Source organism: Alteromonas sp. ABH4_454, assembly GCF_056311775.1.
This window is the reverse complement of record NZ_CM149972.1, coordinates 2,385,412-2,409,603: the sequence shown is the minus strand read 5'-3', so window position 1 is coordinate 2,409,603 and position 24,192 is coordinate 2,385,412. Positions and strand designations below refer to the sequence as shown.

22 protein-coding genes and 2 pseudogenes are annotated in these 24,192 nt (G+C 43.6%); 11 read left to right on the top strand and 13 right to left on the bottom strand.

All coding sequences use genetic code 11. The features are described from left to right. Positions 1-50 precede the first annotated feature (50 nt). On the bottom strand, positions 51-707 hold the full coding sequence (locus ACYX4W_RS10525; RefSeq protein WP_476073145.1) for a cupin domain-containing protein: 657 nt from the start codon (positions 705-707) through the stop codon (positions 51-53). A gap of 50 nt (positions 708-757) precedes the next feature. Then, positions 758-1,378 carry a flavin reductase family protein gene (locus ACYX4W_RS10520; RefSeq protein WP_476073144.1) on the bottom strand — a complete coding sequence of 207 codons (621 nt, stop codon included), beginning with the start codon at positions 1,376-1,378 and terminating at the stop codon, positions 758-760. A 92-nt stretch (positions 1,379-1,470) separates the two neighbouring features. On the opposite strand from ACYX4W_RS10520, the gene ACYX4W_RS10515 reads away from it, so the two are divergent. Then, a complete protein-coding gene (locus tag ACYX4W_RS10515) occupies positions 1,471-2,055 on the top strand; it encodes an acyl-CoA thioesterase (RefSeq protein WP_476073143.1) in 585 nt (194 codons plus the stop codon). Positions 2,056-2,256: 201 nt separating this feature from the next. Here the strand turns inward: ACYX4W_RS10515 and ACYX4W_RS10510 are convergent, their stop codons facing one another. Further along, the gene (locus ACYX4W_RS10510) at positions 2,257-4,818 is read right to left on the bottom strand and encodes a TonB-dependent receptor plug domain-containing protein (protein WP_476073142.1); all 2,562 of its coding nucleotides are present in this window, start codon (positions 4,816-4,818) and stop codon (positions 2,257-2,259) included. 502 nt (positions 4,819-5,320) lie between these two features. Next, on the bottom strand, positions 5,321-5,506 hold the full coding sequence (locus ACYX4W_RS10505; protein WP_476075509.1) for a hypothetical protein: 186 nt from the start codon (positions 5,504-5,506) through the stop codon (positions 5,321-5,323). A gap of 169 nt (positions 5,507-5,675) precedes the next feature. Between ACYX4W_RS10505 and ACYX4W_RS10500 the strand changes: the two genes are divergently transcribed. Both ACYX4W_RS10500 and ACYX4W_RS10495 read left to right on the top strand, forming a co-directional pair. Next, positions 5,676-5,858, top strand: coding sequence for a hypothetical protein (locus ACYX4W_RS10500; protein WP_474835261.1), 183 nt, complete (start codon positions 5,676-5,678; stop codon positions 5,856-5,858). Positions 5,859-5,872: 14 nt separating this feature from the next. Then, positions 5,873-6,346 carry a hypothetical protein gene (locus tag ACYX4W_RS10495; protein ID WP_476073141.1) on the top strand — a complete coding sequence of 158 codons (474 nt, stop codon included), beginning with the start codon at positions 5,873-5,875 and terminating at the stop codon, positions 6,344-6,346. 109 nt (positions 6,347-6,455) lie between these two features. Here ACYX4W_RS10495 and ACYX4W_RS10490 read toward each other — a convergent pair whose 3' ends face one another. Next, positions 6,456-7,007, bottom strand: coding sequence for a carboxymuconolactone decarboxylase family protein (locus tag ACYX4W_RS10490; RefSeq protein WP_474855717.1), 552 nt, complete (start codon positions 7,005-7,007; stop codon positions 6,456-6,458). A 152-nt stretch (positions 7,008-7,159) separates the two neighbouring features. Between ACYX4W_RS10490 and ACYX4W_RS10485 the strand changes: the two genes are divergently transcribed. After that, positions 7,160-7,750, top strand: a complete 591-nt coding sequence (locus tag ACYX4W_RS10485; protein ID WP_474807650.1) for a TetR/AcrR family transcriptional regulator — start codon at positions 7,160-7,162, stop codon at positions 7,748-7,750. Positions 7,751-7,838: 88 nt separating this feature from the next. On the opposite strand, the gene ACYX4W_RS10480 is transcribed toward ACYX4W_RS10485, so the two are convergent. The 3 genes from ACYX4W_RS10480 to ACYX4W_RS10470 form a co-directional block, all read right to left on the bottom strand. Continuing rightward, positions 7,839-8,321, bottom strand: coding sequence for a hypothetical protein (locus ACYX4W_RS10480; RefSeq protein WP_476073140.1), 483 nt, complete (start codon positions 8,319-8,321; stop codon positions 7,839-7,841). 84 nt (positions 8,322-8,405) lie between these two features. After that, entirely contained in the window at positions 8,406-8,582 is a 177-nt protein-coding gene (locus ACYX4W_RS10475) for a hypothetical protein (protein ID WP_162889809.1), read from the bottom strand. Then, positions 8,582-9,781, bottom strand: a complete 1,200-nt coding sequence (locus ACYX4W_RS10470; protein ID WP_476073139.1) for an FAD-dependent monooxygenase — start codon at positions 9,779-9,781, stop codon at positions 8,582-8,584. Before ACYX4W_RS10470 ends, ACYX4W_RS10475 begins: the two co-directional genes overlap by 1 nt. A 306-nt stretch (positions 9,782-10,087) precedes the next feature. Between ACYX4W_RS10470 and miaB the strand changes: the two genes are divergently transcribed. From miaB to ACYX4W_RS10440, 6 genes and pseudogenes are all read left to right on the top strand, one after another. Continuing rightward, the gene (gene miaB, locus ACYX4W_RS10465) at positions 10,088-11,521 is read left to right on the top strand and encodes a tRNA (N6-isopentenyl adenosine(37)-C2)-methylthiotransferase MiaB (RefSeq protein ID WP_474807655.1); all 1,434 of its coding nucleotides are present in this window, start codon (positions 10,088-10,090) and stop codon (positions 11,519-11,521) included. Positions 11,522-11,551: 30 nt separating this feature from the next. After that, positions 11,552-12,640, top strand: a pseudogene (locus ACYX4W_RS10460) (PhoH family protein); the annotation flags it as partial. A gap of 95 nt (positions 12,641-12,735) precedes the next feature. After that, positions 12,736-13,212, top strand: coding sequence for an rRNA maturation RNase YbeY (ybeY, locus tag ACYX4W_RS10455; RefSeq protein ID WP_474855708.1), 477 nt, complete (start codon positions 12,736-12,738; stop codon positions 13,210-13,212). A 116-nt stretch (positions 13,213-13,328) separates the two neighbouring features. After that, positions 13,329-14,186: a CNNM family magnesium/cobalt transport protein CorC gene (corC, locus tag ACYX4W_RS10450; RefSeq protein ID WP_269916243.1), complete on the top strand. Its 858-nt coding sequence runs from the start codon at positions 13,329-13,331 to the stop codon at positions 14,184-14,186. Positions 14,187-14,289: 103 nt separating this feature from the next. Continuing rightward, positions 14,290-15,796, top strand: a pseudogene (lnt, locus tag ACYX4W_RS10445) (apolipoprotein N-acyltransferase). A gap of 168 nt (positions 15,797-15,964) precedes the next feature. After that, positions 15,965-16,756 carry a hypothetical protein gene (locus tag ACYX4W_RS10440; RefSeq protein ID WP_476073138.1) on the top strand — a complete coding sequence of 264 codons (792 nt, stop codon included), beginning with the start codon at positions 15,965-15,967 and terminating at the stop codon, positions 16,754-16,756. Between the two features lie 106 nt (positions 16,757-16,862). On the opposite strand, the gene pta is transcribed toward ACYX4W_RS10440, so the two are convergent. After that, positions 16,863-19,004 carry a phosphate acetyltransferase gene (gene pta / locus ACYX4W_RS10435; protein WP_476073137.1) on the bottom strand — a complete coding sequence of 714 codons (2,142 nt, stop codon included), beginning with the start codon at positions 19,002-19,004 and terminating at the stop codon, positions 16,863-16,865. A 51-nt stretch (positions 19,005-19,055) separates the two neighbouring features. Then, a complete protein-coding gene (locus ACYX4W_RS10430; RefSeq protein ID WP_476073136.1) occupies positions 19,056-20,237 on the bottom strand; it encodes an acetate kinase in 1,182 nt (393 codons plus the stop codon). Between the two features lie 389 nt (positions 20,238-20,626). On the opposite strand from ACYX4W_RS10430, the gene ACYX4W_RS10425 reads away from it, so the two are divergent. Continuing rightward, positions 20,627-21,076 carry an Hsp20 family protein gene (locus ACYX4W_RS10425; RefSeq protein WP_474830852.1) on the top strand — a complete coding sequence of 150 codons (450 nt, stop codon included), beginning with the start codon at positions 20,627-20,629 and terminating at the stop codon, positions 21,074-21,076. A gap of 109 nt (positions 21,077-21,185) precedes the next feature. Here ACYX4W_RS10425 and ACYX4W_RS10420 read toward each other — a convergent pair whose 3' ends face one another. The 3 genes from ACYX4W_RS10420 to ACYX4W_RS10410 form a co-directional block, all read right to left on the bottom strand. Continuing rightward, on the bottom strand, positions 21,186-21,593 hold the full coding sequence (locus ACYX4W_RS10420) for a DUF3224 domain-containing protein (protein ID WP_476073135.1): 408 nt from the start codon (positions 21,591-21,593) through the stop codon (positions 21,186-21,188). A gap of 91 nt (positions 21,594-21,684) precedes the next feature. After that, positions 21,685-22,224 (bottom strand): NUDIX domain-containing protein, encoded by a 540-nt coding sequence (locus ACYX4W_RS10415; protein WP_476073134.1) that lies wholly within the window; start codon positions 22,222-22,224, stop codon positions 21,685-21,687. Between the two features lie 10 nt (positions 22,225-22,234). After that, on the bottom strand, positions 22,235-24,085 hold the full coding sequence (locus tag ACYX4W_RS10410; protein WP_476073133.1) for a hypothetical protein: 1,851 nt from the start codon (positions 24,083-24,085) through the stop codon (positions 22,235-22,237). Positions 24,086-24,192 lie beyond the last annotated feature (107 nt).

Here is a 24,192-nt window from a genome sequence, read left to right as displayed (position 1 = left end):
TGCAAGCTTATTAACATGAGGCAACCTTTTATTCGCTGGCCCTATTGAATTTATAGGGCCACTGGCAAATGCCCTGTCTTAACCCAAATTATTGTTTCTTCATCAACGTACGGATGATGCTGGCTCATATGCGGGCTTCTAATCCACGTACCTTTGGGGTATTCACCATGCTCGTCTTTGAACGTCCCCGACAGTACAAAAATTTCTTCACCACCGAAATGCTTGTGGGGCTTAAATACCTCGCCAACAGGCCACTTAACCAGCGCTACGTGTTCATGCTCGAAATTATGTAGCGGCATTACCTTTAAACCGCCCTGCCCTTGCAGCCACTCTGCTGTATTAAAGTTCACCCGAACCTCAGCTAAATCACGCTTATCGAATTGATTCAGTTTAACTAAGATTACGCAGCCTTCTTTACTAAACGGGCTGTGTTTGCTACCTGGTGGATTACGCAGGTACGTGCCTGCAGGATAATCTCCATGCTCATCAGAAAACACACCTTCAAGCACTAGAATTTCTTCTCCGTACGGGTGGCTATGCTGTTTAAAGCTAGCCCCAGGCTCATATTTCACCACGCTAGTTGTATGGCCTGACTCTTTTGCTTCCCGCTCTAACGGCTTACGCCAAACCGTGGAAGACGGCGACGGCTGCCACTCTTGTTTTTGTGTATTGATAGCTAAGCGTTCATCAAAGTTCATATTTAACATTTAGGTCACCGATTGGTATTGGCGCGTTGTCGCTATTTTCTTAAAGACCGTTACTCAGGTCTTAGCATTTCGAAAAAATTATCTTGGGATATAGTGTAGTAATCACCTCGTCCGCCGCCACGACTCACTGGCGCACTTTTTAGCGTGCTATAAACACCGTTTTCAATAAGCGACTTATCAATGTGTACGCCCACCACTTCGCCCATAATAAACCAACTATTCACCTCATCGCCTAAGGCAGACTTAAGCTGCACGACGTCGGTAAGCTTACACTCCATGCTCACCTTACTGGCTTTCACGCGAGGAACCTGCACTATTTCGCTTTCTACGGTTTGAAGTCCAGCGTGATCGAACTCGCTTTCCTCAGGTGCTAAAGGCTTGCTTGTTTTATTCATCGCATCAACCAAATCTTGCGATACGAGATTCCAGCAAAACTCGCCTGTTTCCTGCACGTTTATCAATGAGTCTTTCTTACTGCCTACTACAGAAAAGCCGATAATTGGCGGCGTATAATTAAGGGCATTGAAAAAACTGTAAGGGGCAAGGTTTAGCACGCCCGCTTTTGATTTTGTAGAAATCCACCCTATGGGGCGCGGGGCAATAATCGCGTTAAAGGGGTCGTGAGCTAAGCCATGGCCTTCTTTTGGTTGATAAAAATGCGTTTGTGACAAAACCATTCCTTAAAATGTGTGGTAGGGTAAAACTTCTACAGATATGAACGCTTACACGGTGTTTTTCAAGGGCTTAAGATTAAAGGTTGTATATGACTGCACGAAGTGTCGCTTTTTCAAGAACAAGACTTACTGAATTAATGGTACCGTCATTCGCTAACTTTGGCGGTAAGGTGCATGGTGGCGTTATCTTATCTTTAATGGATAAAGTCGCTTACGCGTGTGCAAGTAAGCATGCAGGCGCCTACTGCGTTACAGTAACTGTCGACGGCGTTGAATTTTTACAGCCCGTTGAGGTTGGTGATCTTCTTCATCTAGATGCGACTGTGCATTATGTCGGGAACACCTCGTTAGTTGTGGGGATAAAGGTAACCACGGAGAACATAAAAACGAACGAGGTTAAGCATACTAATAATAGTTTCTTTACCATGGTAGCCAAAGATGACAGCGGTAAACCTGTATCCGTTCCTGAACTTGAATTATCTACTCACTATGAAATGCGAAACTTTGTCACCGCTATTCGCCGCAGTAAAATTCGTAAAGAAGCGCAAGTTAAGCTTCAACGTGATTACGACGCTTTTATCCCTAAAGAAGACTTTGCCCTTCTCGATGCGCATAGATGCACCGTTACTTTTGATCGGGATGATGTGCCTGCAAAACAAAACGATGAAGATTAAAGGTTAAACCTGAAAGCAAAGGACTTATAGTAGTACCGCAATATACATTTAATTTTGACTATATTACGCTGTCCGCCAATAGCATCTTGCCCAACAAATAAAAAGCCCCCAAAGGTTGTACATCTAACCTTAGGGGGGCTTTTCAAATTACTACTTTAGTATTTCTACGTTTATTCTAAGCGCTTAATTAAAAGCACTTAATTAAAAACGATACGCAACTTTTCCGTAAACAAAGCGGCCGGTGAAACCGTACGGCGAGAAGCCTGAGTAAGAAAACAGACGAGAGAAAGTCGTTACTTCATCAACCAGGTCTCGCGTTGGCTCTGGGTATACATCAAAGATGTTATTAGCACCTACAGAAACCGTTAGCCCATCGCTTAATGCAACGCGAACATCCAAGTCTGTGATCCATTCCGAAGGTAGAATTTCATTACGCGCTTCAATTGAAGAAGGGTCTTCAACTTCACCATAACGGGTAGTGCGTAACGTGGTTGTGTAACGGTCGTAATTCCATGTAACACCTAAGTTCAGCTTGCTGTCAGGTGAACTGGTTTCAAAGCGACGAAGCTCAACATCACTGAACAGGTTGTCTTGGTCGAACCCAGCGTTTTGCAGTACGTCAGGAGCATCTAAAATGTCGGTCACTTCGTTGTCGTTAAAGTTCATTCCGGCATTAAAGTTAAACGCTCCATAGTCAGATGTATTCAAGGTGTAAGTAGATACAATGTCTACACCTTCTGTACGCGAATTGATAGCGTTTAAGAAGAAGCGTGCACGATTTGCCCCAGTGCCTTCTAGCAAGGCTTCAATTGCTTCACCCGAAAGGTTGTTAGACAGCACAATACGGTCGTCAATATCAATGCGGTAGAAATCTACGGTTAAGTTGAAGTCCGCTGTGGGCGAGTAGGTAAAGCCAGCACTGTAGTTATTCGACTCTTCTGCATCTAAGCCTGGACTACCAAGCGCTTGTGCAACCTCACTTGATGGTGCAAACGTGCCAGTTTCAGTTGGCTCGCCATCAACAAATACGGTGGCTATAGAGGTAAAATACTGCTGCTGAAGAGACGGCGCTCTAAAGCCTGTTGATACCGACGCTCGAAGGGCAAATGCATCGCTAAGCGTTACACGGTGCGACATTTTCCAGTTAAACGTGCTGCCAAAATCAGAATAATCTTCATAGCGTCCTGCCACTGCAACATTCCAGTTCTCAACCACATCAGCTTCTACATCAACGTAAAAGCTGTAGTTGTGACGACTGTTATCACCTGCTGATTCTGGAGTGAAGCCAGGGAATACTTGTGCGCCAGCTGCGCCAAATGGCCCGTCTATTGGGTCGGTTACCGCTCCACCAGGACCAAAGGTACCTTGAATGTAAGAGTTTTCTTCACCGGCTGTAATATCGTAACCTTCGTGACGGTATTCTGCTCCCATTGCGAAGTTCATCTCGCTATAAAACAAGCCAGTATCCACCAATCGAGACGCATCTGCGTTAATGATAGTGGTATCGTACTCTAGCGTACCGGCATCAAACTCAGTTTGGCTTGTTGGGCCAAGTGACGTATTTAGTGTGTTTACTACACCGTACTCTAGCTCGTTACCACCGTGAGTTAACGATAGGTCGTAATTCCAGACATCGCCATAACCTTTAATTCCAGCGATAAGCGACATATCAGTAATATCGGTTTGGATAGAAGGTAAGAAACCATCTGGGTATATCTCAACAATGTTACGCGAGTCTTGAGCTCGGCGATAAAAGCCACTGCCAAGAGAGTCACGAGTGCTATAACCTGCTGTAGTGTAAAACTCAATGCTATCGGTTAGCGCTTTACCCGCATTGATAAAAAGGGCGTAGTCTTCTACTTCACCATTACCGTAAACGTGATTGTAACGATTAACGGTAAGTTCACGCGGATCTAAATTACCCTCAGCATCGCGGGCGTAGTTTTCTCGTTGATCGTAGTCTGCACGATTCGCTTGGCCGCGGTCGCGATATTCAGCAGAAACGTTTACAAAGCCATCGTCACCCCACTCAAAGCCCACGTTACCGCGAAGGGTAAAGGTTTGACCGTCGGTTACCTCTCGGTCACTGCCTTCTTCAAAAGCTAAATTACCATCAGCGCCAATACTTACCCCTTCAAGGTTAGGTACACCGTCCATAGTCGTTACATTAGCACCGTAAGTCGCCGATACTTCGCCACCTTCAGCGGCGTCTTTTAATACAATATTGATAACGCCAGCGATAGCGTCTGAACCGTATTGCGCCGCAGCACCGTCACGCAATACTTCAATTCGTTTGATAGCGTTAGCAGGAATAGCGTTTAAATCTACTGCCGACGAGCCTCGCCCTACCGATCCATTAAGATTAAGCAGCGCTGAAGTATGACGGCGTTTCCCATTTACCAATACCAGGGTATGGTCAGGTGCTAAGCCTCTCAGCTGGGCTGGTCGCACGTGATCTGTACCATCGGTAACAGAGGGTTGAGGAAAGTTAAAGCTTGGCAGCAACTGATTCAAAATCATATTGGTTTCAGTTAAGCCCGTCGCTTCTATCGAAGAAGCATCGATGATATCGATAGGAACGGGAGAGTCATTGATAGTACGGCCTACACGGCGAGAACCTACGATTTGAATTTGTTCAACATCCTGCTCATCAACTGTAGTTTGCTCTTGTGCCAGTGTTGAAGTGGAAAAGTGCATTCCTGCTATTGCAGAAGCAATTAAGGAAAGCTTAAAAACAGAAGCGTTAAATTTAGCCTGTTGCATTGTGATGTTCCTGAATTTTATATGTGTTTACTGCTTTGAAAACTATGCTTTTTACTCTATCGAGTAGAAAAAAGACCTACAGATACATTTTCTTTTTCTGTTGTTGGGGTACTGCTAAACATCGAGTTGTCTGAAAAGACTTATAATTATTAGAAGTGATAAGCAAAGATGCCTAGCGGTGAGTAAATCACAAAAATATTCTCCCACACAATACTAAAGTTGTAATAATTTAGAAATATCGATAACAGGCGGAGTTTACGGGACTAAAACGTGAAGCTATTGATCTATCTAATGTAAATACAAAAAAAGGTGGCATTGGCCACCTTTTCAAAGCAGTACGCTACACGTTACGCTTTTTTTAGCTTTTTCTTTAGCTTTTTTAGTTTGCTTTCTTGCTTAGCAATTTTTGCTTTAGCTACTTTCATCTCTTTTTTGATTTCTTTTTTCTTAGCCATTTTTATATCCTTAGTTTCTTCTGTAGTGTATTGCTGATTATCAGCATTTATTCTTCATTGTGTTCTTCAATGAATTCACGAATAAAGCGCCTTACTTCACGAGCCGCAGATGTATCCAAAGAATCGCAAAGCGTAATAAATTGCGCTCTTTCTTCGTCATTAATTCGAATAATCATCTGACTATTCTTTTTCTTCTTTTTATTGTTTTTTTCAGACATCTCGACCGCTTTCATAGGTAAGAAGCACCAATTCGAATCATAAATGTATATTCAATGTATATACATTTCAAGGTTAACAATGAACTTTTCTTGATTTTTTTCATAAAAAAGTCACATAAACGTCACATGAGTGACTTGAGTATTAGACAAAGTTGTCCCGTCAACGCAACAAATTGAGAAGTATATGACACAGGCACAATCAACAACTCACCTATCTTGTTTCATTGAAGCTATTGCACTTGCTAAGCACACAAAATGTGCATCACGAGATGACTTAAAAGCCCTGCTTCAACAAAAAGGTTATGAAGAAATAGTTGCTCTTAATACTGCTGAAGAGCTTGAGCCGCAGCTACCAATCGCTTCATAAATCAGCTGGTTAAAATGGCCCGTTTCATGCCCCACGGTGAAGTGTATGTTCACCGGGAAGATCGCATACTCATTCTCGAAGGACATGGCCCTTGGAATATTGAAGCGCTTCAACACTCAACCGACAAAGCTAAGTCGATATTGGAAGAGCTAAGAGGCGCCCCATGGGGAGTCATGGCAAGCATTTATGGTGAACCCATACATGTGCCTGATGCAGAGGCACACCTTATTGAGCTTGTAAAAAAAGATATAGAAAACGGTAGAGTAGGCACGGCGCTTATTGTTGAAAAGTCAAACTCGCCCAGTTTCGCCACGCAACATTTCAGCAGTATTTACGAGCGAGCTGGAGATAACGTTGAAGTGTTTAACGACACAGATGCAGCTAAACGTTGGCTAATTAAGACCATTCAGCTAGCGCAGTCAAACTTGGAAAAACCCAGTGAAGAAAAATGTCATGCTTTCTGCGATTCTAATTTATGTATTTTTTAGTGCGGGATTGCTGGCCGTTTTAAGATGCTTGCGCTTGTACAAGTAACGACCAGCACAATAATCAGTGGAGAAACAAAAGCGGAGCCTTTGTTTCTCTGAAATGGACTTCTTATTTAGGTGACCATTCGAATTGCTTGAACGGCTCATCAACCGGTGTTTCGGCTAAGTGGTTTGTATAGTTACTCATCACTTTTTGCGCCAAAATAAGAATAATTTCAAGTAGTTGCTGGTGCTTGTAGCCAGCACTGTAAAACGCATCTAGCTGCGCACTATCAACATTGCCTCGTCCGCGAGTTACGGCAAGTACGGTCTCTTTTAGCGTATTCAATTTGCTATCAGAAAGTGTTTCATCGTTGCGTAGCTCTTCAATTAAGTCATCACTTACTTTCATGCTTTTAGCAATGCCGGTATGCGCTGGTACACAGTAATGACATGCGTGTTCTACGTTTACTGCCTGCCAAACTACTGTTAGTTCTTCTGCGTTAAACGACGTTTCTTGCGCTAGCTTGTGTAGTACTTGATAACCTTCAAGCAACGTTGGCGCTTCTGCCATTACAGCGTGCAAGTTAGGCAGCATGCCGAATGCGCTAACCGAGTTATCAATTAGTGGCTTTGCCGCTTCTGGCGCTGTCTCTTTTGTATGTAATTTAAAATCGCTCATATCACTCTCCTATTGATGTGACTAGAAATTAAAGTAACCCTTTTGGTTACCCTTACCTCTTTAGTGTGAGAGCAATAATATGTTTACTTGAACGATCGTTCAAGCGATAATTGAACACATGTTCAAAATATTCACGTATAAGGTATGCAGCTATGAAATATGATCACGATGACATTATTGAAAAAGCCACTACGCTTTTTTGGCAACGAGGCTTTCATGCTGCGGGTATGCGCGATATTCAGCAAGCGTTAGATATGCGCCCCGGCAGTATCTACGCTCGCTTTCAAAGTAAAGAAGGTTTATTCAAGCTTGTTATTGAACAGTATGCACAAAATAGCGCAGACCGTTTAGAGCAAGTAGCACAGGCCGAATCGCCTTTAAATGCGCTTTATAGCTTTTTTGAAACGGCATTAACTGGCCCTGATGAACAGCGCTATATGCGCCAGTGCTTGCTAGTTAAGTCTATTGCAGAACTAGATATCATTGGTGACGTTGCCAAAAAAGCAGTGCTAAAAAGCATGCAAACTCTTAAGGCTGGTTTCAGAGATATTATAGAAGCCTGTATCGAGAAAGGTGAGCTGCCCGAACATACACCAACGAAACTGGCCGCAGAGTGGCTTCAAAATCAATTCGTAGGTTTACGAGCTTTTGCGCTTATGCAAGATGAAAACGCAGCTACTATTGAGATGATCGACAAAGTAATAATCGATTTAAAAGGGCAATGGCCTCAACAAACACATTGAAGTGAATGCCGGCTGAAAGGGGCTGAAACAGGCTGAAACAGCGCATTTTCATAATAAGTGCTTTAAAAGCAGTTGCATAGAATATGGCTTAATTAAACAAACGACCCGGAATGACTCTCTTTATCCAAGCGAAAAAGTTATTTTCGCTTGCTTTTGAGTCAAATTGGGCCCGCTTTATTTCAACCCACTGTTCTTGGTCATCAATTACTTTACCATCGACAAAGGGGACGTATAACTGGTCACCTTCAAAGTGGGTTCTAAACTCTAAGTAAAAGTCGCCTTGCAGCTCCTCAAGTAAGGCATCAGACTCCCCTAAACCGTCGGGAAGATAATAATAAAAATGAGTAAGAACAAGCCTTCCTTCAACACTCAGCTGGTAACTGCCTGTATAGCCATCCCAACAAGCTGACATCACCTCAACCTTTTCGGGGTCAGGTTTACTCTTCAACTGATAAAAATGTTTTTCGCCTTCTTCTAATGGGTGCCCTTGCCAAATATAGTAGAGGCTATAGCCTTTTAAACTCACTAACGGACATTGATTAGAGAACCCTTGCGAGAATTGTACGGTCATTCCTTTGAACCTTTTTAATTATGAATATAGTTAGCTTAAGCAAATGGCAAGATTTTGTGACTTTACAAACCTAAGCAAAAGTTTTTAGGAGAAGAGCAAACGCAATAATTGCGCAACAAGTAATATTCCCATTAAAGGCCAAATCCACTTTGCCCATTTGGCCGCGTCTTCATTACTGATACGCATCTTAGAGCGCTCAATTAGCGGTATAATTAATGCCAATGCACCGAACAATACAGCCAGTAAAATTAATACTTCCATTATCGTAACCCTATCGCATATTTAAGCACTTGTTGTTTAGCAGGCTCCATGCGCTGCGCCACAGAAAGCAGCTGGTTTCTTACCCATTTAATGGGGGCAATATCGTTACTAAACAAGGTATAAAAACCATCCATTGCGCTCATCATTACCAAGTTATCTCGCCTTCGTGGCCTTTCATAGTCGTTGGTGAGCATTTGCAAAAATCGTTTATCCGTAAGCGAAAGTTCACCAGTGCTGTGGTTCGAATTAACCTTAGCGGTAACAGATAAAAGCGCCTCTATATCTTTAAAACCTAAGTTCACGCCTTGCCCAGCCAATGGGTTAATGGTGTGCGCTGCATCGCCAATTAGCACACAGCAGCCTTTAACATAGTGATTAGCATGAGAACGGGTAAGCGGAAAAACTGCTTTATCTACAACAGAAAAGCCGTTGTCATTTTTAGTGAGTTCATCAGGAAACGTTTTAAGGATTTCACTTTCAAGTTGGCTCGCTTTTAAACTTTTTATACGTTTTAGTTCGTCAGGCGAGTCGTACCACACAAGCGAGGCATAATTGTCGAACATAGGCAAAAACGCTTTTGGGCCGCTTGAGGTAAATTGCTGCCAGGTCACAGGCTCTACAGGCTTTTCCATTTTGATTGTTATACCCATTGCCTGTTGGGCATACTGCCAACCTGTGTTGCCAATACCGGCCGCCTTTCTTACCTGAGAGTTTGCACCATCGGCACCAATAAGCCACTTAGCTTCTATCATTCTTCCGCTAGATAGCTCAACGGTAGCAGAATTGGCTAACTGAAAATCTTGCACTGTGTGGTCACTGATAAGCTCAACATTCTCATACTGTTTTAGTGCTTCGTGGCAACCTAATTGCAACAATCGGTTTTCTACAAAGAAACCCAGCTGAGGCATGTCGATACTTTGTGCGGTAAAATCTGTTCGATGAGACGGATGGTCCCATACACTTAAACCTGTGTAGGGCTTCACGCGCATGGCAGCAATATGCTCCCACGCACCCAATGCTTTTAATAGGGTAACCGATGCCTCGCTTATAGCTGAGACCCGCAAGTCTGGGCCATCTTCAGCTTTATATGTTGCAGGTAAATAAGGCTCGATTACCGCTACTTTAAACTGCTGTTGGGCCAGACCTAGGGCGAGTGCTGCACCCACCATACCGCCGCCATTTATACAAAAATCGACCATTTACTCTCCTTAAAACACGCACTTGCATTATGTCTTAAAACACAAAGCGCTGTGAAGTAAAACGTACAACAGGCTTGGCTTAGATCAATTCTTCACGAATCGTCGTAAGACACTGGGAATATGCCTGCATAACAGGTAAAATATGCGGCTATTTTGAACATCTTCCTGTAACTGACATTTCCGATGCTTTTTGCATGGGCGCTCTAAACGCCCTATGCAGAATAACATTCTGGCAGACACCTTAGCTAAACCAAGGTGATACTGCATTCACTTACAGGAACACTAACAGGTTATCGAATAGTTGTTATGACTAAAAAGCTGTATATCAAAACCTGGGGCTGCCAAATGAACGAGTACGACTCGGAAAAAATGGCAGACTTACTAGACTCAACGCACGGCTTTAGCGCTGCACAAAGTGCTGAAGAAGCCGATGTTATCTTGCTTAACACCTGCTCTATTCGTGAAAAGGCGCAAGAGAAGGTTTTCCATCAACTTGGTCGCTGGAAGACGTTAAAGCAAGACAAGCCTGAACTTATTATTGGTGTAGGCGGCTGTGTGGCTTCACAAGAAGGTGACACTATACGCCAACGTGCGCCGTTCGTAGACTTGGTTTTTGGCCCTCAAACGCTGCACCGTTTGCCTGAAATGATCAACGAACTTCAAGGCGGCGCAAAGTCAGTGATTGACGTGAGCTTCCCTGAAATTGAAAAGTTTGATCGCCTGCCTGAGCCACGTGCTGAAGGCCCCACGGCATTCGTTTCAATTATGGAAGGCTGTTCAAAATACTGTACGTTCTGCGTAGTACCGTACACCCGTGGTGAAGAAGTAAGCCGCCCTGTTGATGACGTGCTACTTGAAATTGCACAGCTTGCAGGTCAAGGCGTACGTGAAGTAAACCTTCTTGGTCAAAACGTTAACGCGTATCGCGGTGACAATTACGACGGCACAATTTGTCGTTTCTCTGAATTACTAGAGCTAGTAGCTGCTATCGATGGCATCGACCGTATTCGTTACACCACATCTCACCCGGTTGAGTTTACTGACGATATCATTGAAGCATACGCGTCTATCCCTGAGTTAGTAGACCACCTGCACTTGCCTGTTCAAAGCGGTTCTGACCGTATTTTGAACCTGATGAAGCGTGGCCATACGGCAATTGAATATAAGTCGAAAATGCGTAAGCTGAAAAAAATTCGCCCGAACATTAGCTTGTCGAGCGACTTCATCATTGGCTTCCCTGGTGAGACCGATGCCGACTTTGAAGCTACTATGGATTTAATTCAGGCCGTGGATTACGACCTTAGCTTCAGCTTTATTTACAGTGCTCGCCCAGGTACACCTGCTGCCGATGCAGTGGATGATGTAAGTGAAGAAACTAAGAAGCAACGTCTTCACTTACTACAGCAGCGTATTACGCAGCAAGCACTTCGTATTGCGCGTCACATGGTTGGCACTGAGCAGCGAATTTTGGTTGAAGGCCCGTCTAAGAAAAACCCAATGGAGCTTTCTGGACGTACTGAAAACAACCGTGTAGTAAACTTTGAAGGCACACCTGACATGATTGGCGAATTCGTTGATGTAAACATCACAGACGTATTTACCAACTCACTACGTGGTGAAGTTGTGCGCAGAGAAAGTGAAATGGGCTTGCGTGTTGCAGTTTCGCCCCAATCTATCATGGCAAAGCATCAGGCAGATTTGCCTAATGAACTTGGCGTGGGTCAATTTAACCCAGCCTAAAAACAATTTTATAGCGAGGAAAAGAGTAGCTTGAGTACATTGGTTAGTAACGAATTTGATTTAGAACCGGCAGATAGCAAACGTTTGTCGAGTTTATGTGGCCCCTTTGATGACAACATTAAACAAATTGAGCGCAGGCTGGGAGTAGAAATTACTTACCGAAATAACGCGTTCAAGGTGTTGGGTGAACCGCAGCAAATAAAAAGTGCTAGCGAATTACTTAAGCTTCTTTATATAGAAACACAACCTATTAAGGGTCGTATTCCTGAGCTAGAAGCAGAGCAAGTTCATCTTGCCATTCAAGAAGCCCGCGTTATTGAAAAAGACGCAACGGGTGGTTATGGCAAAGAGATCAATATTAAAACTAAGCGCGGTGTTATAAAGCCGCGTAACCCTAATCAAGCGCAGTATGTGGCAAACATTGTTAACCACGATATTGCCTTTGGTATTGGACCTGCCGGAACAGGTAAAACTTACCTTGCTGTTGCCGCTGCTGTCGATGCGCTTGAGCGCCAAGAAATTCGCCGAATCTTGCTTACCCGTCCCGCGGTTGAAGCAGGTGAAAAGCTTGGTTTCTTGCCTGGCGATCTTTCGCAAAAAGTAGACCCTTACTTGCGACCGCTTTACGACGCCCTATTTGAAATGCTTGGCTTCGAGAAAGTTGAAAAGCTGATGGAGCGTAATGTTATTGAAGTTGCGCCGTTAGCCTATATGCGTGGTCGTACGCTAAACGACGCCTTTATCATTTTGGATGAAAGCCAGAATACCACGGTAGAGCAAATGAAAATGTTCTTAACCCGTATTGGCTTTAATTCGAAAGCGGTGATTACTGGTGATATCACGCAGGTAGACTTACCTCGCGGTGCCAAATCAGGCCTTCGCCACGCCATCGAGGTATTAAGCGAAGTAAATGACATTTCTTTCAACTTCTTCCATGCTGAAGATGTGGTTCGCCACCCTGTGGTTGCGCGCATTGTAAGAGCTTACGAAGTGCATGACGCTGAGCAAGAGCGTATTCGAAAAGCGAAAAAAGAAGAAGCGTTGCGTGTTCAGCGTGAACAATCAGCGCGCAGCCTTGAGCCTAGTACTGACAATAGCCTTGAGCCAACTAGTAATAATAGCCCTGAGCTAATTAACGGTAACAGCCCTGAGCTAACTGATGGTAACAGCCCTGAGCAATCAAACGACGCTCAAACCAAAGATGACAGTGCATCGTGACAGCCATTATTGATGTGCAACAAGCGTTTGAAGGTGACGAGACTATCTTATCTGCCATTCCGTCACCTTCAGAACTTGAGCTTTGGGCTAATGCTGTGCTCAAGTATGAAGGGTTGAACGGGCAAGAAGTCACCATTCGCTTTACCGACGAAGCAGAAAGCCAAAGCCTCAACCATGAGTACCGAGGCAAAGACAAACCGACAAACGTGCTATCGTTTCCCTTCGAAGCGCCTCCGGGCATTGAATTAAACTTATTAGGCGACTTAGTTATTTGTGCCCCGGTCATTAGCCGTGAAGCTGAAGAACAGCAAAAGAAAGTGAGCGATCACTACACGCACATGACGGTTCATGGGCTATTGCATTTGATGGGTTATGACCATATTGACGATGTAGATGCCGAGGAAATGGAAAGCAAAGAAATTGATATTCTTGCTAGCCTTGGCATAGATAACCCTTATGAAGTCAACGATTAACAAATAACCATAACCATTTGTTATATAAGTAAATTAACACTTAATAACAATAAAACATTGACGACCAGCACGAACCATTTTAACGTTGGCGTTGACCTAACAATTAAACGGACATTATGAGCGACGATAATCCTCACTCTACCAACGGCTCATCAGGCAAGAGTTGGTTAGATAAACTAAAAAATTCGATTTCTGGCGAGCCGAAAAGTAAAGAAGAGTTAGTATCGGTTATTACTGATGCTGAACAAAACGACATCATAGACCCACAAACCCGCGAAATGATTGAAGGGGTAATTGGGGTAAATGAAATGCGAGTGAGGGATATCATGATCCCTCGCGCTCAAATGACCACCATAGATGTAGAGCAAAAAGTAGAAGAATTTCTACCGGTGATGCTTGAATCTGCCCACTCACGTTTTCCTGTTATAAGTGAAGATAAAGACCATATCGAAGGTATTTTGCTTGCAAAAGACCTGCTTTCCTTTGCCTTCAATGCAGAAAAAGAATTTAACCTTCGCGATATTCTTCGCCCAGCGGTTATCGTTCCAGAGAGCAAACGAGTAGACGTTCTACTTAAAGAGTTCCGTCAGCAGCGCTATCACATGGCCATTGTTGTAGACGAATACGGCGGTGTATCTGGCTTGGTGACTATCGAAGATATTCTAGAGATTATCGTGGGTGAAATTGAAGATGAGTACGATACCGAAGAAGACGGTACCGATGATATTCGCCCATTAAATAAATCGACATACTCGGTTAAAGCGTTAACCCCAGTGGATGACTTTAACGAGTTTTTTGAAACCAAATTTAGCGAAGAAGAAGCCGATACCATTGGTGGTATTGTGCTTAAAGCGTTTGGTCATATGCCTGAAACCAATGATGAAATCACCATTGGAGATGTTCAGTTTAAAGTGACTAACTCTGATAAGCGCCGACTTATTCAACTTAAGGTTTCAGTGCCTTCATTGGAATAGAGACGTCGTCACAATAACGTTTATTTCAGCACAGGGTAGCGCGAATTTTTAGGCGCTTGCCCCGTGTAAAACAAAACCTATCAACCACCATCAGATGACTTCTATGCTGAAACGGTTTATCCCCCATTTTCTTCTTGTGTTAAGCGGCGCAAGTTTAACGCTGGCTTTTGCCCCATTTAATATGTGGCTTTTAACTATACCTGCCCTCGCACTTGCTATACGTCAAGTTATCAAGCTGAAACATCGACCGTTTATAGCTGGGTGGTTATTTGGTGCAGGCTGGTTTGGCGCTGGTATAAGCTGGGTACACGTAAGTATCGCCGACTTTGGTGGGCTACCTCTTATCGGCTCCATTGCCTTAATGGCATTACTTTGTGGATATTTGGCGCTATACCCAGCGCTTGCCACCAAATTCACCGCCAAGTATTTCTCTCCCCAGTTGTGGCCCATGGCACTGCCTTTTTTCTGGGTTGTGGCCGAGTGGTTGCGAAGCTGGATGCTAAGTGGCTTTCCGTGGTTATCTTTAGGCTATAGCCAGCTAGAAAGTCCACTGTCTGGTTTTGCGCCTATTATTGGGGAAACAGGTATAAGCGCGCTTATCGTTATTAGCGCTACCCTATTTGCACTGATTCACAATAAGCGAACTTTCGCCAACGCAGTGCTGGTTGCACTATGCTTGTTTACCAGTGGCTATCTGCTTAAACAGCATACTTGGGTTACCCCAAAAAAAACCTATTCTGTAGGCATGGCGCAGGGCAATATTGCGCAAAGCTTGCGATGGGTGCCAGAGCAAGATGGCCCTACTATGGACACCTACTGGAAGCTAACCGAAAGCCTATGGGGTAACGACCTAATTATTTGGCCAGAAGCGGCCGTTCCTAAGCTTGAGCCTTTAGCCCAACCTTATCTTGCCAAAGTTAATGAAAGAGCTTTTAAAGAAAACACCGCGCTTATCACTGGCATTGTTAACTATAACTGGGAAACCGACGAGGCGTGGAATAATCTCATTGTGCTAGGTAAACGTACGCCAGATGCTACGTACCCTGATTACCAATATTTCCACAATAACCGCTTTTCCAAACACCATCTATTACCTGTTGGTGAGTTTGTGCCTTTTGAAGACTGGCTTCGCCCCCTGGCCCCTCTTTTCGACTTGCCTATGTCGTCATTCTCTCGTGGTGATTATCAGCAAGCTAATCTTGAAGCCAATGGCATTCACCTAGCACCTGCTATCTGTTTTGAAATTGCGTTTCCTCATCAAGTTATGGCAAACGTATATGAAGATACAGACATGATCATTACAGTAAGTAACGATGCGTGGTTTGGACATTCTCACGGTCCTGCGCAGCATTTGCAGATTGCGCAAATGCGTGCCCTTGAGTTGGGGCGCCCTGTAGTTAGGGCAACAAATAACGGTATTACTGCTTTTATAGACCACAAAGGTGAAGTGACAGCCCGCCTACCTCAATTCATGGCCGGTAATATTTCAGACTCCTGTTGTCGCAACGCGCGGTTTTACACCGTATTACCATCTTCAAGAGTTAGGTGTTTCGTTTATAGTTATTCTACTGTTTGTTTGCGCGGTCTTAATTAAACGAAGGCAGCGCTGATTGCTCAATGTAAACAAGTTGAAACAAAGTTTATGCTATGCCAATGTATGCCCCGTCTAACTTTTATAGGTTAAAATACAAATAGGGCTGAGTTTGCGGTATTAATTTTACTAATGAGTCGTTTTAACCTAAAAGAATTCGTCTATCCAAGGAATTGAAGGAGAAGCTATGAATCTTAGGGCTATATTATTTTCAGTAATTGTAGTTCTAGCGACAACATTCGTCAGCTATGAAGCCAGCGCTACTATTAAACTTACCCCATGTAATGGATGTACCTATGACGAAATGAAGCGGACAGCAGCACAGAGCCAGAAAAGAGCCGGCTCGAGCAATATAGCCGTCATAAACTTCAGGAATGCGACCGCACATAAATTTCACACGAGTTTAGAAATTGATGGCGATGGAGAACCTGTTACAAACACCACCTCTGTCAATTTTTCAATTAATGAACAACGTGACATAGACCTCTATTTTCGCTTCAGAGATGCACTCGGGGCCTATATCGCTAACTTTTCTAACCAGCTATACGACTCATCTTTAGATAGTAAAACACACAAAATATCTTCGACTCACCCCCACTATTCTCATAATACTGACGACAGCGAATCTGGCTATGTCTCTAAGGGCCTCATTTTAGTTAAAGGTTCTCCCTACGAATTCTTGTCAGCTAACTACCAACGAAACGATGTATATGACTGGTTTGTTGGTGGAGCGAAAAAAGATGTTTTAGCGATTTTGGACTCATCTCTACAAGCCGTTGAATTACCAAAAGGTAAAGATTTAGACCTGGACTTGAATGCAATTTTTTACACATCTTTAGAAGCACTAAAAAGTGGAGAGCAAAACGGAAGGGTCAAGATTGCTTTAGATTTTATCAACGATGTTTTTGTAATCATAAGTGCCAAAGATACAAATAATAACAGTATCTCCCTTAATAATGACAAGTTGATGGGTGAGTAAAATACAACTAAAAGCGCAAAAAAATGGCGCTAACTTCCATTGAAGCTGCGCCGTTTTTGCTAAACCTTGACTAGTATTTAAGTCACAGGTAGTTCACTGTATTTGATTAAGCGTTACCCGCAGCCTGAATAGCAGTAAGTGCAATGGTAAATACAATATCGTCCACCAACGCACCGCGGCTTAAATCGTTAACTGGCTTTCTCATACCTTGCAGCATAGGGCCAATACACACTAAGTCGAAGCTACGCTGTACCGCTTTATAAGTGGTATTACCCGTATTTAGGTCTGGGAAAACAAACACGTTTGCTTTACCGGCAACCGGGCTGTTTGGAGCTTTGCTTCTACCTACACTTTCAATGGCTGCAGCGTCGTATTGAAGCGGACCGTCGATAAGTAAATCAGGGCGTAGTTCTTGCGCAATTTTAGTTGCCTCACGCACTTTCTCTACATCGCTACCTGCACCTGACGAGCCAGTACTGTAACTTATCATAGCTACCCGTGGTTCAATGCCAAACATTTGCGCCGATTCCGCAGACTGAATAGCTATGTCGGCTAGTTGCTGAGCATTGGGGTCAGGGTTAATGGCACAGTCGCCGTAAACTAAAACTTGGTCAGGCAGAAGCATGAAAAATACTGACGATACTAACGAGGCATTTTCCGCAGTTTTAATTAACTGAAGCGCTGGGCGAATAGTGTTCGCCGTGGTGTTTACTGCACCAGATACTAATCCGTCTACGTCATCCTGCTGAAGCATCATTGTGCCTAAGGTCACGTTATCTTCTAATAACTCTTTTGCAACTACTTCAGTAACGCCTTTGTGTCCGCGAAGAGCCACTAGACCTTCAACATAGTTATCTTTTATCTCACTTGGAGAAACAATTTCTACGCCATCGCTCAATACTACACCCTGTTGCTCTGCTACTCGGCGAATTTCTGTTTCATCACCAATAAGCACAGGTCGTGCTAAACCACGTTTTGCACAGATTGATGCAGCAACAACGGTTCTTGGCTCATTCCCTTCTGGCAGCACAACACGCTTGTTAACCTGTCTTGCACGGTTAGTAAGGTAGAAACGGAACGCCGATGGAGATAGCTTCTTCTGGCGAGAAACTTTTTGCGTTAGTGAGTTAACCCAGCTGGCATCTAAGCTTTCCGCTGTATGCACCATCACTTTCTCAATACGCTGGCTATCATCAACCGGTACTTCTTGGTTGAATGCGTGAAGTGCTTGGGCTGTTTGCCATGTATTCGAATTTACAAGCATGACCGGCAGGCCTGTTTCCATGGCTTGGCTGCACAACGCCATGATATTTTCATCGGGCTGATAGCCACCTGTAAGTAATAGCGCGCCCAGCTTAGTGCCGTTTAGCGCAGCCAAACAGCAAGACACAAATACATCACCGCGATCGCCTGACATCACAAGTAACGCACCCGGCTTTAAGGTATGCGTCATATTGTGAATCTCGCGCGCGCAGAAAGTAACGCTGCTTAATCTGCGTTCTGCCAACTCGCCTTCGTTGAGCAAGGTTGCATTTAGGTGCTTTGCCACATCGGTAGCGCGAGGAGACACTAAGTCTGCGCTCCAATCAACCGTACCAAGAAGGCTTAAACCCTTTTTGAAAATAGGCAAGTCACGTAATGCCTGCGTACGCTCTTCGTCGTGCTCTGGCGCTTCTATTGCACCAATATCAGCGCGAAGGCGACCATGTTCATCAAAAGGCGCATTAACCTTGTTAAAGATACAGCCAACCACTTTTTGACTTTTATGACCGCCATAGGTATCTACAACGATTTCAAGGCGATGATTAATGTCTGTTGTCGACTCGTTGCCAGGCACGGCCACAAAAACAATATCGGCATCAAGAGCACGGCTGATTTCAAGGTTTAAACGCTCCGCGTAGGGGTGATGACGCGTGGTCACTAGCCCTTCTATCACGGTTACCGCTTCTTGAACGCTCTTTTCTTCAAACCGCTCTATAATTTCTTCTAACAGCTCATCAGTATTGTCGGTACTGATCATGCGCTCAACGTACTCAAGTTCGAACGGTTCGATTGGTGATACGCTAGCATGATGGGCAATAATTGCCGTAGAGCGCTCTTCTCCATTGTCGCCCTTTCTTGGCTGCGCCACCGGCTTGAAAAAATTAAGCTTTATTCCTTGTTCTTCTATTGCGCGAACAAGACCCATGCTGACCGTAGTTAGGCCCACACTCGTGCCCACGGGGATCAACATAATTCTGCGAGACATAGTTACTCCTGCTATTGCCAACGTCCGAGCGCTGGCTTTGCTAGTTTGAATTTACGCGAAGGTCGCAGCTTCAGCTGCAATTACCCATTCTTCATTAGTAGGTACGACATAAACAGAGGTTGATGCTGTATCAGTAGATACTTTTCCACCTTGCCCAAATCGCGCATCAGTATTTCTCTGCTCATCAAGGCTAATACCAAAGTGAGTGAAATATCCCATTGTGGTCTCTCGAATTAGCGATGAGTTTTCTCCAATACCGCCCGTAAAGACAATGGCATCTAACGTTGGCACAGCTACCATGTAGCCCGCTATGTATTTAGCCAAGCGATAGCAGAAAATTTCAATTGCCAACAGTGCACCTTCATGACCTTCTAGCGCTGCATCCTCAAGGGTTCTGCAGTCGTTGCTCAGCTCTGAAATACCTAACAGTCCTGACTGTTTGTTTAACAGATCACTAATTTCGTCTGCGGTTTTACCAAGCTTTTTCTGTAGCGTACCCGGCAAGCTAGGATCTAAATCACCACAGCGCGTGCCCATAACTAAGCCTTCTAAAGGAATGAAACCAAGGCTGGTGTCTACCGCCTGCCCTTTTTCGATAGCTGACACGCTACAGCCATTGCCTAAATGCGCACTGATTATGCTTGTGTCTGAAACTGGTTTTTCAAGAATTTTCGCCATGCTATCAAGGATGAATTTATGGCTGGTTCCGTGGAAGCCATAACGTCTAATGCCATGCTCACGATAAAGCGACATCGGCAAAGCATAGATAAAGGCTTTTTTAGGAAGTGTTTGAAAAAATGAAGTATCGAATACAACGACATGAGGCAAATCTGGATACGCAGCTTGAGCAGTCACAATGCCTTTTAGATTAGCCATATTGTGAAGCGGTGCCATGCTCGCATAGTCTTCTATAGCTTCAAGTACGCTATCATCTACAAGGGCTGCACCTTTAAACTTTTCACCCCCGTGCACGACACGGTGACCAATGGCAATAGGCTGCACGCCTGTGCTTGCAATAATTTCAGAGATAGCGTTAAGCGCCTCGGTATGCCCTGCTTTTTCTGGCAATGCCTGCTTCTCTTTTTTACCGTTTAGCTTAAAAGATAAACTTGCATCACTATTGCCTAACGCTTCAGCAATACCAGAGAGACCCGCTTCACCAGTATCAGCGTCGATAATGGCAAACTTTACTGAAGAGCTGCCACAGTTTAAAACAATAACTTCTTTTTTCATTTTCGTAATTTCAATTAAAGTGGTAAGACATTCTGTTTAACCAATTGTAGCATTTCTAAACAATTAGAGGGGTTAAACAAATGCTAAATGTTTTATAAAAATTATCGCATACACCTATTTTATATAGGGTTTTAAGGCAAACTTTTGCTAACTTACGGCGTCCCACTCTTATTCAGAACAATTCCACCCTTATAAAAGCCACCAAATTTCAGTGACTTATAAATTAATTTCGATTATTTTCTAAAAAAATCAACTTTTTTTCTTGAAAAGTGTTTGGGCGATTCCTATATATGATTTGTCGGCGCTGAAGAGTCAGGTCGACGAAACCGCCGCCGCAGAGTCGGGGCATTTAAATTTTAAACATATTGCTTAATTTTGAGGATATGACTATGCGTACTATCGATCTATCTCCACTTTACCGTTCATTCATTGGTTCTGATCACCTAGCATCTCTTATTGATGCGGCATCTCGTGCAGAGAAGCAAAGCACCTATCCGCCGTACAACATCGAACTGCTTGGTGATGACAAGTATAGAGTAACCATGGCGATTGCTGGTTTTAGCAAAGACGATGTATCAATTCAGGTTGAAGAGAATACATTGACCATTACTGGAACCAAGAAAGCAGAAGCGGAAAATAAAGAAAGTAACGAACGTAAGTTCTTACATAAAGGCATCTCAGAGCGTAACTTTGAGCGTAAATTCCAACTTGGCGACCATGTGAAGGTGTTAGCTGCAGATATGGAAAATGGTCTATTACACATCGATATGGAGCGAGTCATACCTGAAGCCAAGAAGCCTCGCCAAATAGAAATTGGTTCTCGTTTACTTGAAAGTTAATAAATAGTTTCTTGGTTTGTTTCCCAACTTTTAGCGGCGCCTCTCGGCGCCGTTTTTTTGCTTTTATAAGCTGCAGATAAGCCTATTGCTAGCTTATTTTGTTTTAGCTTCAACCATTAACAGTTTCGACATCGTTTACTTCAAGCGTGTAATCAGCTTTACCTGACTCGCCAGACTTAAAGCTGCCTTGTAAGGCCTTGCCCGTGAGTTCTCCAGTTGCAGAATCTTTGATTGATTCGAAATCGCTACTAGCGACACCGTGTTCAAACTTACCGTTGTGCTGAAAAGTAACGGTGCCACGCAACCCGTTGATAACACCGACAAAGGTTTCGAACCCAGTAAACTTGGCGGACATCTGCGATTGATAAGACATCAAAAACTCAACGTTAGACTCGCCACTCATATCACCTGAATAGACCTGTTTGATGCTGGCCTGAGATACCTTAATTCCCTCTGCTCTTTCACTCAGCGTGTCTTCGTCCCATCGCGTAATGGAGAAGCTTCCTTCAATTGTCATGAATATCTCTTTTATATTAACGTTATAGTAGATTCACCTACCCTAACCTCTTATGCAGAAAAAAGACAACCTAAGAATTGTAACAGCGCGTTTAAATAAACCCTTTGAGCATGGCTAAGCCCACAGCGTTACAGGTACTTGCGTCCTTTATCTCTCCATTGACGATTTTTTCCTTTAAGGCAGTTAAGGAAAGCGGAACAACCTGTAAATCTTCTTCTTCAATATCTAGTTTTTGTTCGCCTTGGGTCAACCCTTTAGCCACGTAAATATGGTACCCCTGATTGCAAAAGCCGTAAGCAAGATATTGGAAGCCAACATACTCCATTGACTCAGCACTTAAGCCTGTCTCTTCCCTAAGCTCACCTTTTGCAAGCTCGACAGGGTCGGCGTCAGGGTTGCTCTCCCAAGCGCCTTGAGGAAGTTCTAGCTGTCGCTCTTTGATGGTATAGCGATATTGCTCAACCATATACACAGTATCGCCTTCGATAGGTAAAATGATGGCAAAGTCCGGCTTTTCCACCACACCATATATACCTTCATTTCCGCTACTTCGACGTATTTTATCCTCTCTTACGCGAAGCCATTTGTTTTCGTAGACAACTTTTGTATCTAGCGTTTTAATCTCTGACATACTCCTCCCCTTATTCACTGTCTTTCTCGTTCCTAAGGAAACCAGCGCTTTCTTCAGTTTCTTTAAGCGTTAAACGTTCTTCTGAGTTTTGGTTGAATGCGCGAGTCTGCTGATTAACTTGATGAATGGTACCTGCATTGGCTAAGTCCGATTCGTTCGTAATAGAAGCAATGGTTTCTCTGCCACGCAAGAACGCTTTTATTTCGTCAACGATTTCGGTTAATTCGCCATCATTTTTATTCATTCCCATGACAAAACGCGGTGCTTCCAAGTTATTCATACCACTAGTGGCAAATATCGATGTGTTAATTCGACTAGTAATGATCCAAGGGGTAATACTGCTTCTTACTACTACATTTTCAGAACGCGTAGAATCGTGAATGGCCATGCCTGTCGATACTCTCGATTCGGTATAAGTCCCTTCCGTTTTCATGTACATGAGCAAAGAATTAAAATTTAACTCGCCCCAAAACATGTGAGAGGCGTTATTCAAAATACTGCCTGCTGCTCTGAAAGTAAGCCATGCAAATACAAGCATGAGCAAATTGTTTACCATCGAAAATGCATTATTAAGTAACGCGCCGTTGTCTACACCAATATTGATAATTAGATGAAGTAGCTCAGCAAACTGCACACCCGATGAATAAAACAATACTGCCGCAACAACAACTGCGACCTGCGCTGTAGCACTTAACGCGACTTTCGCACCTTTAGGTAAGGCCAAACCTTCACTTAGGGTTGGCTGAGTTTCAATCAACAGTTCCCCTTCAAAGCTGCCTTTCCCTTCCGCCTGTTCTTTAAGCTTAGGCACAAAGTCGGCATATATTCTGTTTGGGACTTCTTTGTATCGGCGATTAGCAAGAACAATATTTTCAATATTAATGAAGATCTCGTTGGGGTGAACAGATTCCTGCATGTTTGCTCTGAATTCACTGACTTCAGTTTGAGGGGTGACTAAATCCATGCGCTTTTTAAGTAATGGAAATACAAGGCCTATTACCACACCAATACTAATAAATAGATAAACAAAATTTAGCCATGCGCTAAAAAAGGAGTGTTCTTCTGACCAGCGTTGAAGCTCGTTAATATTGTTGCCAACAACACCGTCAAGAAACACACCTGCGCCAAGGGGAACAACTAACGCCAAGCCGATGATAACACCAATGGAAAGCCCACCGGCTTTGACAAGTTGAGAGTTTCCTTCGTTATGGATCCCTTTCGCAGTGGATGTCCAATTGGCAACGAAGTAGATAAGCAGTATCAGAGAAAGAATGGGCATAACAACCACTTTTGCTACTTCGCCAGCAAATCCATTACTTACGAGAAAATAAACGATAGCGTAGGTGACTAAGCCCACGATAAGTGTTGCTCCCATAGCGAGAATTTCTTGGGCAAGATGGCGTAACGGGTAAGGTAAGAAAACTAGCTTAGGGAAAATACTGTGAACTAACCGAGCGAGCCAGCCTTTTGGCTCTTCAAATGTCGTATTCCTTCTACCCATAAGCATAGAGTGCAGTGACTCTTTTGAGTAAAGTAGTGATTTTTTTTCTGCTTGGGCAGCATCTTGTTCAGATTTTGAAAAGTTATACGCCAAAGATGTGGGAACCGTTCTTCCCACGAAAAAACGCATCAGTTGAAGGATACCAACTGCCGTGTGTCGTATTCCCGATACCACTAAAATGAAGCCTACCGCTAACAGGGTATATCCTTTTACCTTATTAGCTTCAAATATTGCAGGCACTGAGAACACAACGTAAACCGCTAGCAATAGCGTCAACACACCACCAAGTGTTCTAAGCGTTCCTTCTGTCTTAAACGGGTTCTTTATCCCTAGCGTTTGAGAACCAAAATCATAAGCCATGATGCATCCTTTCGAAAAAGGAAAAATAATACTTGAGAGAAAGTACGTAGAGCAATGATTCTGTTAAAAATTTACAAACAAAAAGAGAAAGGAAAGGATGTTGAATG